Origin of the sequence: Paracoccus sp. SCN 68-21, assembly GCF_001724535.1 — a bacterium.
Classification (GTDB): Bacteria; Pseudomonadota; Alphaproteobacteria; order Rhodobacterales; family Rhodobacteraceae; genus Paracoccus; species Paracoccus hibiscisoli.
Genome location: NZ_MEES01000033.1, coordinates 1 through 15,099, shown reverse-complemented (window position 1 = coordinate 15,099; position 15,099 = coordinate 1). Strand labels below are relative to the sequence as shown.

Here is a 15,099-nt window from a genome sequence, read left to right as displayed (position 1 = left end):
CTGTCCAAGCGGAGACCTTGCAATGAAACGATTTCTGGCCCTCAGCACCGCGATCGGCCTGGTCGGCGGACCGGCGCTGGCTGATGTGAACCTGCTGTCCTGGGGCGGTGCCTATGGCAACAGCCACCTGGAGGCCTATGCCAAGCCCTTCACCGCCGAAACCGGCATCAGCGTCGTCATGTCCGACGCCGACAACCCCGCCACGCCCATCAAGGCCCAGGTCGAGGCGGGCAATGTCAGCATCGACGTGGCATCCGTCGAATATGCCGATGCGGTGCGTCTGTGCGACGAGGGCGCGCTGGAGGTGATCGACCCCGCCATCCTGCTGCCCGCCGAGGACGGCACCGCGGCGATGGACGATTTCATCGAGGGCGCGGTGACCGAGTGCTTTGTGGGCACGGACGTCTATTCGATGGTCCTGGCCTTCAACGACAGCGCATTCCCCGAGGCCAAGCCCGCCAGCCCCGCGGATTTCTTTGACACGGCCGCCTTCCCGGGCAAGCGCACCATGCGCAAGGGCGCCAAGTTCAACCTGGAGCTGGCGCTGATGGCCGATGGCGTGCCCGCCGCCGAGGTCTATGAGGTGCTGGCTACTCCTGAGGGCGTGGATCGCGCCTTTGCAAAGCTGGACACGATCAAGACCGACGTGATCTGGTGGGAGGCCGGCGCCCAGCCCCCGCAGCTGCTGGCGGATGGCGAGGTCAGCATGGCCTATGCCTTCAACGGGCGCATCTTCAACGCGGCCCAGGCCGACGGGCAGCCCTTCGAGATCATCTGGGACGGCCAGATCTACGAGATGGAGGGCTGGGTGATCCCCACCGGCGCGCCGAACCTGGAACAGGCGCTGGAATTCGTCGCCTGGACCACCGCCCCCGCACCCCAGGCCCGCGCGGCCGAATTCATCAGCTATGGCCCGCCGCGTCGGTCGGCCGCCGCGATGGTCGGCAATATCGAGGGCACCGATCAGCCGATGGGCCCGAACCTGCCCACCTATGAGGCGAACATGGAAGGCGCGCTGGGCTCCGATCTGGAATTCTGGGTCGACCGCGACGCCGAGCTGAACGAGCGGTTCAACAGCTGGCTGGCCAGCTGATCCCGCCTTGTCCCGGGCGGCCACGCGCCGCCCGGATCGCCCCGCAGGGGGCCAATGACAACGGGCGCAACAGCCCGAGACCATCCAACCGGGAGAAAACCACCGTGAAAACCACGCTTATTCTGTCGACCGCCCTTGGCGGGTTCGCCTTTGCAGCCACCGCCCAGGAGGTCAATGTCGTCTCCTGGGGTGGCGCCTATGAGGTCAGCCAGGTCGAGGCCTATAACAAGCCCTTCACCGCCGAGACGGGCATCCGCGTCAACATGCTCGCCGCCGACAACCCCGCCACGCCGCTGCGCGCGCAGGTCGAGGCGCGCAACGTCAGCGGCGACGTCTTTGACGTCGAGGTCAGCGACGCGATCCGCCTGTGCGACGAGGGCGCGCTGGTCGAGATCGACCCCGCCAGCCTGCCCGCCGCCCCTGACGGAACCCCCGCGGTGGACGATTTCGTGCCCGGCGCGCTGCTGGATTGCGCCGTGGCCAACATCGTCTGGGGCACGGTCATCAGCTATAACACCACCAAGTTCGAGGGCGACGCGCCCACCACGGCGGCCGATTTCTTCGACACCGAGACCTTCCCCGGCAAGCGCGGCCTGCCCAAAAACCCCAAGCGCACGCTGTATCTGGCGCTGATCGCCGATGGCGTCCCCGCCGCCGAGGTCTATGACCAGCTGGCCACGGATGAGGGCGTGCAGCGCGCCTTCGACAAGCTGGACACGATCAAGGCCGACACTGTCTGGTGGGAGGCCGGCGCCCAGCCCGTGCAGTTGCTGGCCGATGGCGAGGTCAGCATGACCACCGTCTATAACGGCCGCGTCTTTGACGCGATGGTGGCCGAGAACCAGCCCTTCGAGATCATCTGGGACGGGCAGTACATGGACATGGACATGTTCGTGATCCCGGTCGATGCGCCCAATCCCGAAGCCGCGATGGAATACCTGAAATTCGCCACCGACACGCAGCGGCTGGCCGATCAGGCGCGCTATATCGCCTATGGTCCGGCGCGGAAATCCTCGGCCTCGCTGGTCGGTCTCTATCAGGACGGCGTGACCGAGATGGGCCCGCACATGCCCACCAGCCCCGAGGCGCTGGCCAATGCCGTGATGGACGACCCGGAATTCTGGGCCGATCATGCCGCCGAGCTGACCGAACGCTTCAACAGCTGGCTGGCCTCCTCCTGATCCGAAACGCCGCCGCCCCATCAAGGGGTGGCGGCCCTGACTGCCGGGGACGACATGGCGAACGCCGCACTTGATCCACATGCCGCCATCGCGACCACCGCATCCGGGGTGGGGCAGGGGCTGCTGACCACCGCCGACGGCAAGCCGCTGGCCCGCGCCTTGGTGCGCAGCCAGCGCCGCGCGCGCAGGCGGGCCTTTCTGCTGGTCCTGCCGCTGCTGGCTTTTGTCGTCATCACCTTCGTGGTGCCGATCGGGCAGATGCTGCAGCGGTCCTTCTATAATGACGGATTCTCGGCCAATATGCCCCAGGTCTCAGCCTGGTTCGCGGCCACCGAACGCGGCACCGACCCCAACGACGCGGCGTGGGCCGCGCTGGCCCAGGATCTGGTCGCCAGCGCCGACGCGCGCAGCATCGGCGTGGTGGGCACGCGGGTCAATTACGACATGCCGGGCACGCGGTCGCTGTTCACCGCCACGGGCCGCCAGGTCCGCGGCGGGCTGGAGCCCCCCTACCGCGAGGCCCTGCTGGAGATCAACGAGACCTGGGGCGATCCGCGCCTGTGGTCGGTGATGCGCGAGGCCTCGACCCCCGTCACCGCCAATTTCTATCTGGCCGCCGTGGACCGCACCCGCGACGATGAGGGCCGCGTCCAGCAGGTCGCCGAACAGCAGCGGATCTATGTGACCCTGTTCTGGCGGACCTTCTGGCTGTCGGCGGTGATCACCGCGCTGACCTTTGTTCTGGGCTTTCCCATCGCGCACCTGCTGGCGACGCTGCCCATGCGGCAGTCGAACCTGCTGATGATCCTGGTGCTGCTGCCCTTCTGGACGTCGCTGCTGGTGCGGACCACCAGCTGGATGGTTCTGCTGCAGCAGCAGGGCGTGATCAACGACATCCTGGTCTGGATGGGCGTGATCGGCGGCGGGCAGCGGTTGCAGATGATCTATAACCAGACCGGCACGATCATCGCGATGACGCATATCCTGCTGCCCTTCATGATCCTGCCGCTGTATTCGGTGATGCGCACGATTAACCCGTCCTATGTCCGCGCGGCGCGCAGCCTGGGGGCGACCAGCTGGACCGCGTTCCGCCGCGTCTATTTCCCGCAGACCTTACCGGGGCTGGGGGCGGGGGCCATGCTGGTCTTCATCCTGGCGGTCGGGTACTATATCACGCCCGCGCTGGTCGGCGGATCGTCGGGGCAGCTGATTTCGAACATGATCGCCTCGCATATGACGGGCACGCTGAACTGGTCCATGGCCGCGGCGCTGGCAGCCCTGCTGCTGGGCGCGGTGCTGGTGCTCTATTGGCTCTATGATCGCCTTGTCGGCGTCGACAACCTGAAACTGGGGTAAACGCATGGCCGTTCCGACCTATGCCAGCCCGCTGGAGCGTCTGTGGCATTACACCCGCCTGACGATCTGCGCGCTGATCTTTGTCTTCCTGATCGCGCCGATCATCGTGATCATCCCGCTGTCCTTCAATGCCGAGCCCTATTTCACCTTCACCGACCGGATGCTGTCCTTTGACCCCGAGGGCTACAGCACCCGGTGGTATTCCAGCCTGCTGACCTTCGGGATGCAGAACCCGCAGGCCGAGGGCTGGGCCTTCTGGTCGGATGCCTGGAACAACGCCAACTGGATCAAGGCGGCCAAGAACTCGATCATCATCGGGGTGTTCTCGACCATCGTGGCCACGGTGCTGGGGACGCTGGCGGCCCTGGGCCTGTCGCGCCCGGAGATGCCGTTCCGCCGCGCGATCATGGCGATCCTGATTTCGCCCATGATCGTCCCGCTGATCATCACCGCGACGGGGATGTTCTTCTTCTACTCGAACCCCTGTGAGCTGCTGACCCTGATCGGGCTGGACCCGCAATGCGGGCGGCTGGCGGGCACCTATCTGGGGGTGATCCTGGCCCATGCGACCCTGGGCATTCCCTTCGTGATCATCACGGTCACGGCGACGCTGGTTGGCTTCGATCAGTCGCTGAACCGGGCCGCGGCCAGCCTGGGGGCCAATCCGCGGACCACGTTCTTCAAGGTGACGATGCCGCTGATCCTGCCAGGGGTGGTGTCGGGGGCGCTGTTCGCGTTCGTGACGTCCTTCGACGAGGTGGTGGCGGTGCTGTTCATCGCCGGGCCCGAGCAGCAAACCATTCCACGGCAGATGTGGAACGGCATCCGCGAGCAGATCAGCCCTGCCATCCTGGCGGTGGCGACGCTGCTGGTGATCTTTTCGATCGCGCTTCTGACCACGGTCGAGCTGTTGCGCCGCCGGTCCGAGCGCATCCGGGGCGTCACGCCGCGATGACGCCCGAGGAGCTGGAGGACGAGGACGCGCGGCCCGCGCCGCCCGTCTATCCCGCGATCACGCGGGCCGAGCGCGCCCATGGCCGCCGTCTGGCCACGATCCACGACATGTATCGGGCCGAGCTGGACGCGGTGGCACGGCTGCTGGATGCGATCAGGGCGGGCAGCGGGAATGCCGCCGATCTGGCACCGGCAGTGGCGGGGACGCAGCTGGCGCGCAACATGGCGCTGTTCGGCACCGCCTGCGGGCGTGATTGCGCGTTGCTGCAGAACCACCATGACATTGAGGAGCAGTGGATGTTCCCCGCCTTGGCCGATCGGGGCGGCGCGGTTCTGGCGCCGGTCATCGCGCGGCTGAAGGCCGAGCATGCGGTGATCCACGGGCTGATCGGCGCCCTGCACGAGGCGGCGCGCGATCTGGCGGCGTCGCCGGGGGCGGAGGGGTTCGCACGCTGCGCCGCGGATTTCGCGGTGCTGGACCGGGCGATCCGGTCGCATTTCGGCTATGAGGAGCGGGCGTTGGAGGAGCCTCTGGGGGCGTTGCGCGTGCCGACGGCGGGGGGCCAGCCCCCCGCACCCCCCGCCGGGGAGCCTGCGGCCACCCGGACCCCCGCGTCATGTCAAGGGAGAAGCGCCAGCCACATCCAGACGGACAGGGTCGAGAGGGCCGTGGCGATCAGGACGCTGGAGGCCGCCACCCGCCGCGCGGCGCCGTAGATGTTGGCGAAGAGATAGGCGTTCACCCCGGGGGCCATCGACGCGGTCAGCACCGCCGAGCGCATGCCGTCGCGGTCGAGGCCCAGCAGCCATCCCGTGCCGAAGGTGATCGCCGGGTGGACGAGCAGCGAGGCGGCGCAGCACATCGCGATGGTCGCCATGTCGCCCTCGGGGCGATAGCGATAGAGAACGCCGCCCAGCCCGAACAGCGCCGCAGGCAGTGCCGCGCGGGCGATCATGTCGGCCGCGTCCCAGAACCCCTGCGGCAGCGCCAGGCCTGCCTGCATCAGCAGGTTCACCGACAGCCCCGCCAGAATGCCGATCACCAGGGACGTCCGCAGCACCCCCGTCAGCGCCTTGAGCGCCACGCGTCCGACGGACAGGCCGCTGCCGCGGGCGCGGGTGAATTCCATCACCGTGATCCCAAACGTATAGAGCATAGGCGAATGCAGCGCGATGATGGCCCAATTGCCCGCCAGCGCGTCGGGGCCATAGGCGCGTTCGGTGATCGGCACCCCGAGCAGCAGCGTGTTCGAGAAGAGGCAGACAAAGCCGATCGCCACGCAATCGACCGGGGGGCGGCGGAACAGCCAGCGCGCCCCGGCCCAGCCCGCACCGAAGGCCGCGAAGGCCCCGGCATAGAAGGGGATCAGCAGCTGGGCGCGAAATTCGGTCCCCAGATCCAGCCGGGCCATCGACACGAAGAGCAGCGCGGGCACGGCGAAATTCTGGGCAAAGCTCATCAGCCCGTCGACGCCCGCCGCGCTGAACCAGCCGCGCCAGGTCACCAGATAGCCGAAGCCCACGATCAGGAAGACCGGCAGGATGATCGTGAAGAGGACGCTCATGCGGCGGGGGGCAGGTCGGGGCTGTGGGCGGTGGTCACGATCCGCATGCCGTCGAATGCGGGTTCGACATGGGGCGGGGTCCGGGCGACGACGGCGGCGTAGTCCATCTCGATATGCATGTTGGTCAGCACGGCGCGCGGGCTGCGGGCGCGGGCGATCCAGTTCAGCGCCAGGTCCAGATGGGCGTGGCTGGGATGAGGCTCGGGGCGCAGGGCGTCGATGACGAAGACCGGCGCGTCCTGGATCAGCGGCCAGGCGGTGTCGGGTATGTCGGACACGTCGGGCAGATAGACCAGCCCGCCGATGCGAAAGCCCAGGGCGGTGATCTCTCCGTGCTGGACACGGAAGGGGATCAGCGTGATCGCGCCGCCCGGCCCGTCGATGGTGATGCGGCCGGTTATGGGGTGCAGGGCGCAGATGGGGGGGTACTGGCTGCCCTCGGGCGTCTGGAAGACATAGCCGAAACGGGTGGTCAGCGCCTCGGCCGTGGGGTCGTCCGCCCAGAGCGGCAGGATGCGGCGGGCGTTGAAGACCAACTGGCGCAGGTCGTCGATGCCGTGGACATGGTCGGCATGGGCGTGGGTATAGACCACCGCATCCAGCGTCGCCACGCCCGCGTCCAGCATCTGCGGCACCAGATCGGGGCCTGTGTCGATCAGCACCTGCGTGGTGCCGCCCGGCCCGTCGCGTTCGACCAGCAGCGAACAGCGGCGGCGGCGGTTCCGGGGGTTCGCCGGGTCGCAATCGCCCCATCGGTTGCCAAGGCGCGGCACGCCCCCCGACGATCCGCAGCCCAGGATCGTGGCGCGGATCGTGTCGGTCATCGGGCGGCCTTCCAGAACAGGCGGTCGAAATTCGCCTCGGTCCGGGCGGCGAAATCGGGCAGGGTCAGGCCGAACAGGTCCGCGCCCACGGCGGCGGTATGGGCGACATAGGCGGGCTCGTTCCGGCGCCCGCGATGGGGGGGCGGAGCCAGATAGGGGCTGTCGGTTTCCACCAGGATGCGGTCCAGGGGCGCGGCCTTGAAGATGTCGCGCAGATCCTGCGACCGCGGAAAGGCTGCGATGCCCGACATCGACAGGTAGAACCCCAGATCCAGCGCGGCTTGTGCCAACACCGGGGTCGAGCTGAAGCAGTGCATGACGCAGCTGTAGGCACCCACGCGGTGTTCCTCGGCCAGGATGCGCGCCATGTCGTCATCGGCGTCGCGGGCGTGGATGATCAGCGGCAGGCGGGTCAGGCGCGCGGCCTGGATGTGGATGCGCAGGCTGTCCTGCTGGGCCTGCGCGCTGTCGGCGGTATAGTGATAGTCCAGCCCGGTTTCCCCGATGGCCACGAATTTCGGGTGTTCGGCCAGGGCCACCAGTTGATCGACAGTGGCCATTGGCTCATACGCGACGCTCATCGGGTGGGTGCCGGCGGCGTAGAAGACGCCGTCATGGGCGTCGGCCAGGGCGCGGACGGCGGGCTCCTGGCGCAGGCGGGTGCAGATGGTGACCATGCGCCCGACGCCCGCGGCGCGGGCGCGGTCAATCAGGGCGGAATGTTCGCCGTCGAAATTGGGAAAATCCAGGTGGCAATGGCTGTCGGTCAGCCGGAGGGCCGCATCGGTCATCGGTCAGGCCTTGGTCAGGGACGCTTGCGCGGGCGGCAGCTGCGCCAGTTCCAGCACCATATCCATGACCAGCGCGGCAGGGTCAAGGTTGACCGCCCGACCCGTGCGGGCGCGCGCCGACAGGCGGGATTGCGCCTCGGCCCAGATGCGGGCGGCGTGATCGTCGGGCGACAGGCGCGCCATCAGCGCACCCTCGCCGCGCGCGGCCTGGGGCAGGGGCGCGCCCATCAGACCCGCGCGCGCCAGCCGTGTCACGAAGCGGTCCAGCACGGTAATCGTCAGGTCGAACGGATCGCCATCGGCGCCCGCGCGCCCCGCTGCGCCGTCGGCGAATTTCGACGCGGCCACCCGGTCCAGCCGGGGCAGGGTCACGAACAGATCGACCAGCGCCTGATAGCGGTCCAGCCCCCCCTGACCCGCCAGCCGCAGCGCCTCTCCGACCGATCCGTCGGACAGGGCCGACAGCGCCTCGGCATCCTCGTTCAGGCCCATGTCGGACAGAATCGCGGACATCTGGCGCGGCGGCAGCGGCGACAGGCGCAGCGTGCGGCAGCGCGACCGGATCGTGGGCAGCAGCCGCGCGGGCTGATGCGCGATCAGCAGGATCAGGGCGTCGGAGGGCGGCTCCTCCAGCACCTTCAGCAGGGCGTTGGCGGCGGCGGTGTTCATCTCATCGGCGGCGTCGATGATGGCGACGCGGCGCCCCCCTTCGGCGGCCGACAGGTGGAAGAAGGACAGCAGCCGGCGGATCTCGTCCACGGTGATCTCGGCGCGCAGGCGGCTGGTCTTGTCGTCCCAGGGGCGGCGGATCAGGGCCAGGCGCGGCTCGGAGAGGGCGGCGATGCGGCGGGCCTCGGGGGTGTCGGGGTCAACGGACAGATCGGCCCGCCCGGTATCGGCCAAAAGCCAGCGCGCGATGGCCCAGGCCAGCGTCGCCTTGCCCACGCCGCGCGGCCCGGTCAGCAGCCATGCGTGATGCAGCCTCTCGCCCTGTGCGGCCTGCAGGAAAGACGCCACCGCTGCATCCTGCCCGATCACGCGGGGCGCGTGGCGTGGATGGGGCGCGCCGGGAACCCGGTCGGGTTCGGGAATGTCGTCGGGGGCGGTCTTCACAGCGCGGCCAGGATGCGGGCGGAGACGTCATCCGCGCTGCCGCTGCCGTCGATCAGGCGCACGCGGTCGGGATATTCGGCGGCCAGCGCGCGGAACCCCGTCGCCAGACGCTGCTGGAACGACAGGCCCAGGCTTTCGAACCGATCCTCGGCGCCGCCACGCGCGTTGCCCCGCGCCAGCCCCGTCGCAGGGTCGATGTCGATGACGAAGGTCCGGTCCGGCTCGACCCCGATCATCAGCGCATGCAACCGGTCGACCATGTCCCGCAGATCACCCCGCGCCGCGCCCTGATAGACGCGGGTACTGTCGGCAAAGCGGTCGGTCACCACCACGCGGCCAGCCTGCAGCGCGGGGCGGATGGTGCGTTCCAGATGATCGCGGCGGGCGGCGGTGAACAGCAGGCATTCTGTCTCGGGCGACCAGCGTTCGCCGGAACCCTCGACCAGCAGGCGGCGGATCTCCTCGGCGCCGGGGCTGCCGCCGGGCTCGCGGGTCAGCACCACGTCGCGGCCCTCGGCGCGCAGCGCGTTGGTCAGCAGGCGGGCTTGGGTGGATTTGCCGCAGCCGTCGATGCCTTCCAGGCTGATCAGCATCAGCCGGTGACGGCGGTGATGGCGCGCTGACCCAGCTGCATCACGGCGCCCTTCATGCGGCCCAGAAAGCCCGCCTCGGGAACGTCCTGGGTGGCGATCAGCGGCGTGACCGTGTCGCGGGTGCCGGGGATGGTCACGACCAGCTGGCCCAAGCGGTCGCCGCGCGCGATGGGGGCGGGGATGGGGCTGTCATAAACGACCTCGACCCGGACCTTGTCCTGGACGCCCGCGGGGACCAGCACGTTCACGCCATTGGCGGTGGTCAGGCCAACGCGGCTGGCGGTGCCCAGCCAGACGGGCGCGCTGACCACCGTTTCCCCTGCAGGAACAAGGCTCTGCATGGTGAACTGGCGAAACGCCCAATTGACCAGACGTTCCGATTCCTCGGCCCGCGCGCGGTCCGATTGCAACCCGCTGATGACGAAGATCACCCGCCGCCCGTCCTGGATGGCCGAGCCGACCAGACCGTATCCGGCCTCCTGGGTGTGCCCGGTCTTGAGCCCGTCGGCAGTCCAGTCCGCCGCCCCGATGGCCAGCAGCGGGTTGCGGTTGCGGGCATTGGAGGGCACCCGGTCCTTGTAGTTGAACGAGGTCATCGCGAAGATCGGATAGAGGTCCGGGAATTCGCGGATCATGTAATCCGCCAGCAGCCCCAGATCCTCCATCGACATGCGGTGGCCGGGGTCGGGCCAGCCCGAGCTGTTGGTCAGCGTGGTATGCGTCAGGCCCAGCTGGGCGGCGCGTTCGTTCATCAGGCGGGAAAAGGCGTCCTCGCTGCCGGCCAGCCCTTCGGCCACCACGACGCAGGCATCATTGCCGGAGTTGATGATGATGCCATAGATCAGCTCTTCGACGGTGGGACGGTCGGCGGGTTCGACGAACATCTTGGAGCCGCCCATCCGCCATGCCTCTTCCGAAACGGGAAAGGTCGTGTCCATCGCCACGCGACCGTCGCGCAGGGCCTCGAACAGCATGGTCAGCGTCATCAGCTTGGACATCGAGGCCGGGGGCAGAGGCACGTCGGCGTTCTTTTCCATCAGGACCGTTCCCGACTGGACGTCATAGACCCAGGCCGACGTGGCCGCGGTATCAAAGGCCCGCGCGGGGGCCGCCATGGCCAGCGCCGCGGCGATCCAGATCAGGAATGTGCGCATGATGTGTCCCCTTGCCTGTTTTCCGCAATGGTTACATCAACCTCTGCGTGCCCGCAACGCGCGTTGAAAGCGCCGCGAAAAACGTGATCAGGCCCCCACCGCCGCGCGCCAATGACGCCGGCACAGAGAAACATAGGTCTCGTTCCCGCCGACCTGCACCTGCGCGCCTTCGGTGATGGGGCGGCCCTGATCGTCCTGGCGGATGACCATGGTGGCCTTCTTGCCGCAATGACAGATGGTGCGGACCTCGCGCATGTCATCGGCCAGGGCCAGCAGGGCCGCCGATCCGGGGAACAGCTCTCCGCGGAAATCGACGCGCAGGCCATAGCACATGACCGGAATGCCCAGATCATCGGCCACGCGGGCAAGCTGCCAAACCTGGTCGCGGGTCAGGAACTGCGCCTCGTCGATAAAGACGCAGGCCGGGCGCGGCAGGCTGGCCGCGATCAGCGCCATCAGGTCGGTCGCGCTGTCGAACGAGGCGGCCTCATCCGCGATGCCGATGCGGCTGGCGATGCGGCCCTGGCCCGCGCGGTCGTCCAGCGCCGCCGTCAGCAGCAGCGTGTCCATGCCGCGTTCGCGATAGTTGTAGGATGCCTGTAGCAGCAAGGTGCTCTTGCCGGCGTTCATCGTCGAATAGTTGAAATAGAGCTTTGCCATGACGCCGTGGGCCATACCCGCGCGACAGCCCCGCCACAAGCGAAAGCCGCCGGGGATCGCGCCCCGGCGGCTGTCTTGGGATCGCCTTCGCGGCGAGGATCAGGCCGTGCGGCTCTTGGGTGCGCGCGACGGGCGGCGGGCCGGGCGCTTGTGCGCACCCCCGTCCATCGGCTTGCCACGACCGCGCTGCGGGCCGCCTGCGGGACCGGCCGCAGCGGCTGCCGCCGCGGAAGGCACATCGCCCCCGATCACGGGGATGGTGTTCTTCATGGCCTTTTCGATGGCGCGCAGCTCTCCCAACTCGGCGGGCGAGCAGAAGGCCACGGCGCGACCGTCACGACCCGCACGCGCGGTCCGGCCGATGCGGTGGACATAGTTTTCCGGCACGTTGGGCAGGTCGTAGTTATAGATATGCGCCACGTCAGGGATATCCAGGCCGCGGGCGGCCACGTCGGTGGCGACCAGGACCTTGGTCTCTCCCTTGCGAAACGCCTCCAGGGCGCGCTCACGCTGGCCCTGCGACTTGTTGCCGTGGATCGCGGCGACGGCAAAGCCCCAGCTGTCCAGCAGCTTGGCCAGCTTGTCGCAGCCATGCTTGGTGCGGCCAAAGACCATCGCCATTTCCTGCGTGTGCTTGGACATGTATTCGGCCAGCAGCTTGGCCTTGTCGCCCTGGCTGACGAAATGCACGCCCTGGTCGATCTTCTTGGCGGCCTGGCCGGGCGGGTTCACGGCGACCTTGACCGGGTTGGTCAGATAGGTGTCCGACAGCTCGGACATCAGCTTGGGCATCGTGGCCGAGAACATCAGCGTCTGACGCTCGCGCGGCAGCATCCGCGCGATCTTGCGCAGGGTGTGGATGAAGCCGATGTCCAGCATCTGGTCGGCCTCGTCCAGCACCAGATAGGTGGTGGCCTCCAGGCTGATCGCGCGACGCTCGATCAGGTCCATCAGGCGGCCCGGCGTCGCGATCAGCACGTCCACGCCGCGCGACAGACGCTCGGTCTGGGTGTTGATCGAGGCGCCGCCCACGACGCGGAACGACCGGATCGGGGTGCCTTCGGCATAGGCGTCGATGTTCGTCGCGATCTGGGTGGCCAGCTCGCGGGTCGGCGCCAGGATCAGCGCGCGGCAGGTCTTGGGGTCAGGCTTCTTGCCATAGTTGATCAGGCGGGTCAGCATCGGCAGGCCGAAGGCCGCCGTCTTGCCGGTGCCGGTCTGGGCCAGGCCCAGCACGTCACGGCCCTGCACGATGGCGGGGATGCCCTGTTCCTGGATCGGCGTAGGCGTGGTCAGGCCCATCGCGATGATGTTCGCGTTGATGCGGTGGTCGATGCCCATATCGGCAAAGGGTCCGGTGATGACCGGTTCGCGCGCGGGGGCGCGGCGGCCTTCGTTGGCCTGGATCGGCGCACGGGCGGGAGTCGATTTGCCACCACGATTCGGGCGAAGGCGGGTATTGTTCTGTTCCATAGGATCTTTCGTCCCCATGCGTCCCCCGTATCGGACGCAAGGGCAGGGGCCGCACGACAGCGCGCAGCCAATGGCAGGGGTGCAGGCGCGATACGAGGATGCCTGCTGCCTCCCCGCGTGAATGGGAAACTGGAATGGGTGTCGGCGTCTCGGGCTATGCCCAAGGGCTGCTCACGCGGCAGCGGACGGCGATGAGGGTGAGATGGGGCAGAATGACGCGAAAGTCAACCCCGATCCGCACTGTCCAGCCAGATCGTCACCGGACCGTCATTGGTCAGCGACACCTGCATGTCGGCGCCAAAGCGCCCCGTTTCGGTGGCGATCCCCAGATCGCGCAGTGCCTGCGCCAGATGTTCATACAGCGCCCGGCCCGTGTCGGGGTCGGCTGCGGCAGAGAAACCGGGGCGGTTGCCGCTGCGTGTGTCCGCGGCCAGGGTGAACTGGCTAACGACCAGCGCGCCCCCGCCGGTGTCCAGCAGCGACCGGTTCATCCGCCCCTGATCGTCGCGAAAGATGCGCAGGCGCGCGATGCGCCCGGCCATCCGGTCCACCGTGGCGGGGTCGTCGCCCTGCATCGCGCAGGCCAGCACCAGAAGGCCCGGCCCAGTGCGCCCCACGACCTGGTCATCGACCAAGACCGAGGCTTGGGCGACGCGCTGGACCAGAACCCTCATGCGCGGCGGCTCCACAGGCCGAACAGCGCCATGCCGGCCACCATCGCGGCAAAGAACACCCAGACCGACGGCCCGCCGAAGGACAGCGACGCCATCGCCGGGCCCGGACACAGGCCCGACAGACCCCAGCCCAGGCCGAACAGCGCAGCCCCCCCGATCAGCCGCCCGTCCAGCCGCTGTTCGGGCATCGCGGGCAGCGGCGCGCCGCTGACCGACCGGTCGCGGGCTGCGGCGATGCGCCAGGCCAGAAACATCACCACGACCGCGCCGCCCATGACAAAGGCCAGCGTCGGGTCCCAGGCACCGAACAGGTCCAGAAACCCTTGCACCTTGGCCGGGTCGGTCATGCCCGACACCACCAGCCCCGCGCCGAACAGCCCGCCCGACAGGGCGGCGATCACCAGCCGCGTCATGCCGCACCCCCCATCAGGCGCGCGATCAGCACCGCAGCCACCCCCGTGCCCAGATAAATCAGCGTCGCCACGATCCCCCGCAGCGACAACCGCGAGATGCCGCAGACCCCGTGCCCCGAGGTGCAGCCGCTGCCAAGCCGCGTGCCGAAGCCCACCAGCAGCCCCGCCAGCGCCAGCATGCCCAGGCCCGCCACGGGCGCCGAGGCCTCGGCCGCGCCGGTGCCGACCATCACCGCGGGGACGGCCACCAGTGCCGCCAGAAAGATCAGCCGCTCGGCCAGGTTGGCGCGGCCCGTGCCGTCGATCACGCTGCCCAGCAGGCCGCTGGCCCCCATGATGCGTCCGTTGCCCAGCATATACAGGGCCGCCGCCGCGCCGATCATCAGCCCGCCGATCAGTCCCAGGATCCAGTCCGGGTTCATGATGTGTCCTTTCATCCCGTCGCCTGGACAGGATGTATTCCAATTCGCGAATGTGTCAAGGCTTAGGCGGCCGGCAAGTCCGGTCCCAGAGCTCAGCGGCCCAGGATGATGCCGATCACCACCATCATCAGGCCGATGGCCGATGCGGCCAGGGCCGCCATGTTCACCGCCAGGACGCCGCGCATGCGGACGCGCAGAGCCTCGTCGTCCAGGCCCTTGGCGCGGGCGCGGCTGACGGTCCAGATGCACCACACCAGCGCGCCCAGGCCCAGCAGCGTCAGCGCGGCGCCGGTCCAGATGATCCAGTCGAACAGGGTCATGGTCGTCTCCTTTGGCGACAGGCAGGCGGGGTGCCGCGCCCGTCCCCTAGCGGCGATTGCACCGCCCGACAAGACCGCCTAACACGCGGGGCACATGCGCAAGAGGGGACGAATCCGATGCAGGACGATCAGGCTTATGGAGTGGCGGCAGACGAGCTGCGCCAGTTCATCGAACAGTTCGAGCAGCTGGAGGCCGAAAAGAAGGACATCGCCGAACGCCAGAAAGAGGTGATGGCCGAGGCCAAGGCCCGCGGCTATGACACCAAGGTGATGAAGCAGATCATCGCCCTGCGCCGCCGCGACAAGGACGACATCGCCGAGGAAGAGGCGATCCTGGACATGTACAAGGCCGCCTTGGGCATGGTCTGACCGCATCTCTGCGCTGCCCCTGCGCGCGGGGGTCGCGCAGGGGCTTAGGTTCCAGACCCATTGATTTCAGGCATTTGTCGTGATTCAGGCTCCGCAAGGAGACCCGATCGATGAGCAATCTTTACTGGCTGACCGACGCGCAGA

Annotated in this window: 18 protein-coding genes; 6 read left to right on the top strand and 12 right to left on the bottom strand. The window is 68.4% G+C overall.

All coding sequences use genetic code 11. The features are described from left to right. Positions 1-22: 22 nt before the first annotated feature. The 5 genes from ABS73_RS10835 (at position 23) to ABS73_RS10815 (ending at position 5,301) form a co-directional block, all read left to right on the top strand. A complete protein-coding gene (locus ABS73_RS10835) occupies positions 23-1,093 on the top strand; it encodes an ABC transporter substrate-binding protein (protein WP_277019533.1) in 1,071 nt (356 codons plus the stop codon). 104 nt (positions 1,094-1,197) lie between these two features. Continuing rightward, on the top strand, positions 1,198-2,274 hold the full coding sequence (locus ABS73_RS10830; protein ID WP_277019535.1) for an ABC transporter substrate-binding protein: 1,077 nt from the start codon (positions 1,198-1,200) through the stop codon (positions 2,272-2,274). 54 nt (positions 2,275-2,328) lie between these two features. Then, positions 2,329-3,630, top strand: a complete 1,302-nt coding sequence (locus ABS73_RS10825) for an ABC transporter permease (protein WP_277019537.1) — start codon at positions 2,329-2,331, stop codon at positions 3,628-3,630. Positions 3,631-3,634: 4 nt separating this feature from the next. Continuing rightward, positions 3,635-4,585, top strand: a complete 951-nt coding sequence (locus ABS73_RS10820; RefSeq protein WP_277019538.1) for an ABC transporter permease — start codon at positions 3,635-3,637, stop codon at positions 4,583-4,585. Next, complete coding sequence (locus ABS73_RS10815) at positions 4,582-5,301, top strand: hemerythrin domain-containing protein (RefSeq protein WP_286693454.1); 720 nt, start codon at positions 4,582-4,584, stop codon at positions 5,299-5,301. The genes ABS73_RS10820 and ABS73_RS10815 overlap by 4 nt, the downstream gene beginning before the upstream one ends. Here ABS73_RS10815 and ABS73_RS10810 read toward each other — a convergent pair. The 12 genes from ABS73_RS10810 to ABS73_RS10755 form a co-directional block, all read right to left on the bottom strand. Further along, on the bottom strand, positions 5,205-6,149 hold the full coding sequence (locus tag ABS73_RS10810) for an AEC family transporter (protein ID WP_277019541.1): 945 nt from the start codon (positions 6,147-6,149) through the stop codon (positions 5,205-5,207). The genes ABS73_RS10815 and ABS73_RS10810 overlap by 97 nt on opposite strands. Next, positions 6,146-6,973, bottom strand: coding sequence for an MBL fold metallo-hydrolase (locus ABS73_RS10805; protein WP_277019543.1), 828 nt, complete (start codon positions 6,971-6,973; stop codon positions 6,146-6,148). Before ABS73_RS10805 ends, ABS73_RS10810 begins: the two co-directional genes overlap by 4 nt. Further along, positions 6,970-7,764: a TatD family hydrolase gene (locus ABS73_RS10800; RefSeq protein WP_277019545.1), complete on the bottom strand. Its 795-nt coding sequence runs from the start codon at positions 7,762-7,764 to the stop codon at positions 6,970-6,972. The genes ABS73_RS10805 and ABS73_RS10800 overlap by 4 nt, the downstream gene beginning before the upstream one ends. Before the next feature lie 3 nt (positions 7,765-7,767). Continuing rightward, positions 7,768-8,877: a DNA polymerase III subunit delta' gene (locus ABS73_RS10795; protein WP_277019547.1), complete on the bottom strand. Its 1,110-nt coding sequence runs from the start codon at positions 8,875-8,877 to the stop codon at positions 7,768-7,770. Continuing rightward, positions 8,874-9,470 carry a dTMP kinase gene (tmk, locus tag ABS73_RS10790; RefSeq protein ID WP_277019549.1) on the bottom strand — a complete coding sequence of 199 codons (597 nt, stop codon included), beginning with the start codon at positions 9,468-9,470 and terminating at the stop codon, positions 8,874-8,876. The genes ABS73_RS10795 and tmk overlap by 4 nt, the downstream gene beginning before the upstream one ends. Further along, a complete protein-coding gene (locus ABS73_RS10785) occupies positions 9,470-10,624 on the bottom strand; it encodes a D-alanyl-D-alanine carboxypeptidase family protein (RefSeq protein WP_277019551.1) in 1,155 nt (384 codons plus the stop codon). The genes tmk and ABS73_RS10785 overlap by 1 nt, the downstream gene beginning before the upstream one ends. Before the next feature lie 87 nt (positions 10,625-10,711). After that, on the bottom strand, positions 10,712-11,284 hold the full coding sequence (locus ABS73_RS10780) for a thymidine kinase (protein WP_136856814.1): 573 nt from the start codon (positions 11,282-11,284) through the stop codon (positions 10,712-10,714). Positions 11,285-11,383: 99 nt separating this feature from the next. After that, positions 11,384-12,757 (bottom strand): DEAD/DEAH box helicase, encoded by a 1,374-nt coding sequence (locus ABS73_RS10775; protein WP_423805159.1) that lies wholly within the window; start codon positions 12,755-12,757, stop codon positions 11,384-11,386. 224 nt (positions 12,758-12,981) lie between these two features. Next, positions 12,982-13,431, bottom strand: a complete 450-nt coding sequence (gene dtd / locus ABS73_RS10770) for a D-aminoacyl-tRNA deacylase (protein WP_277019554.1) — start codon at positions 13,429-13,431, stop codon at positions 12,982-12,984. Beyond that, complete coding sequence (locus ABS73_RS10765) at positions 13,428-13,844, bottom strand: DUF6691 family protein (protein WP_277019556.1); 417 nt, start codon at positions 13,842-13,844, stop codon at positions 13,428-13,430. The genes dtd and ABS73_RS10765 overlap by 4 nt, the downstream gene beginning before the upstream one ends. Then, positions 13,841-14,266 carry a YeeE/YedE family protein gene (locus ABS73_RS10760; RefSeq protein WP_277019557.1) on the bottom strand — a complete coding sequence of 142 codons (426 nt, stop codon included), beginning with the start codon at positions 14,264-14,266 and terminating at the stop codon, positions 13,841-13,843. The genes ABS73_RS10765 and ABS73_RS10760 overlap by 4 nt, the downstream gene beginning before the upstream one ends. 92 nt (positions 14,267-14,358) lie before the next feature. Then, a complete protein-coding gene (locus ABS73_RS10755) occupies positions 14,359-14,586 on the bottom strand; it encodes a hypothetical protein (protein WP_277019558.1) in 228 nt (75 codons plus the stop codon). 117 nt (positions 14,587-14,703) lie between these two features. Between ABS73_RS10755 and ABS73_RS10750 the strand changes: the two genes are divergently transcribed. After that, positions 14,704-14,955 (top strand): DUF2312 domain-containing protein, encoded by a 252-nt coding sequence (locus ABS73_RS10750; protein ID WP_042248738.1) that lies wholly within the window; start codon positions 14,704-14,706, stop codon positions 14,953-14,955. Positions 14,956-15,099 lie beyond the last annotated feature (144 nt).

Bases quoted from the DNA above. Each gene is read 5' to 3' on its own strand.
- ABS73_RS10835 (WP_277019533.1), top strand. From the start codon at position 23: ATGAAACGATTTCTGGCCCTCAGCACCGCGATCGGCCTGGTCGGCGGA.
- ABS73_RS10825 (WP_277019537.1), top strand. From the start codon at position 2,329: ATGGCGAACGCCGCACTTGATCCACATGCCGCCATCGCGACCACCGCA.
- ABS73_RS10820 (WP_277019538.1), top strand. From the start codon at position 3,635: ATGGCCGTTCCGACCTATGCCAGCCCGCTGGAGCGTCTGTGGCATTAC.
- ABS73_RS10815 (WP_286693454.1), top strand. From the start codon at position 4,582: ATGACGCCCGAGGAGCTGGAGGACGAGGACGCGCGGCCCGCGCCGCCC.
- ABS73_RS10810 (WP_277019541.1), bottom strand. From the start codon at position 6,149: ATGAGCGTCCTCTTCACGATCATCCTGCCGGTCTTCCTGATCGTGGGC.
- ABS73_RS10805 (WP_277019543.1), bottom strand. From the start codon at position 6,973: ATGACCGACACGATCCGCGCCACGATCCTGGGCTGCGGATCGTCGGGG.
- ABS73_RS10800 (WP_277019545.1), bottom strand. From the start codon at position 7,764: ATGACCGATGCGGCCCTCCGGCTGACCGACAGCCATTGCCACCTGGAT.
- tmk (WP_277019549.1), bottom strand. From the start codon at position 9,470: ATGCTGATCAGCCTGGAAGGCATCGACGGCTGCGGCAAATCCACCCAA.
- ABS73_RS10785 (WP_277019551.1), bottom strand. From the start codon at position 10,624: ATGCGCACATTCCTGATCTGGATCGCCGCGGCGCTGGCCATGGCGGCC.
- ABS73_RS10780 (WP_136856814.1), bottom strand. From the start codon at position 11,284: ATGGCAAAGCTCTATTTCAACTATTCGACGATGAACGCCGGCAAGAGC.
- ABS73_RS10775 (WP_423805159.1), bottom strand. From the start codon at position 12,757: ATGGAACAGAACAATACCCGCCTTCGCCCGAATCGTGGTGGCAAATCG.
- dtd (WP_277019554.1), bottom strand. From the start codon at position 13,431: ATGAGGGTTCTGGTCCAGCGCGTCGCCCAAGCCTCGGTCTTGGTCGAT.
- ABS73_RS10765 (WP_277019556.1), bottom strand. From the start codon at position 13,844: ATGACGCGGCTGGTGATCGCCGCCCTGTCGGGCGGGCTGTTCGGCGCG.
- ABS73_RS10760 (WP_277019557.1), bottom strand. From the start codon at position 14,266: ATGAACCCGGACTGGATCCTGGGACTGATCGGCGGGCTGATGATCGGC.
- ABS73_RS10755 (WP_277019558.1), bottom strand. From the start codon at position 14,586: ATGACCCTGTTCGACTGGATCATCTGGACCGGCGCCGCGCTGACGCTG.
- ABS73_RS10750 (WP_042248738.1), top strand. From the start codon at position 14,704: ATGCAGGACGATCAGGCTTATGGAGTGGCGGCAGACGAGCTGCGCCAG.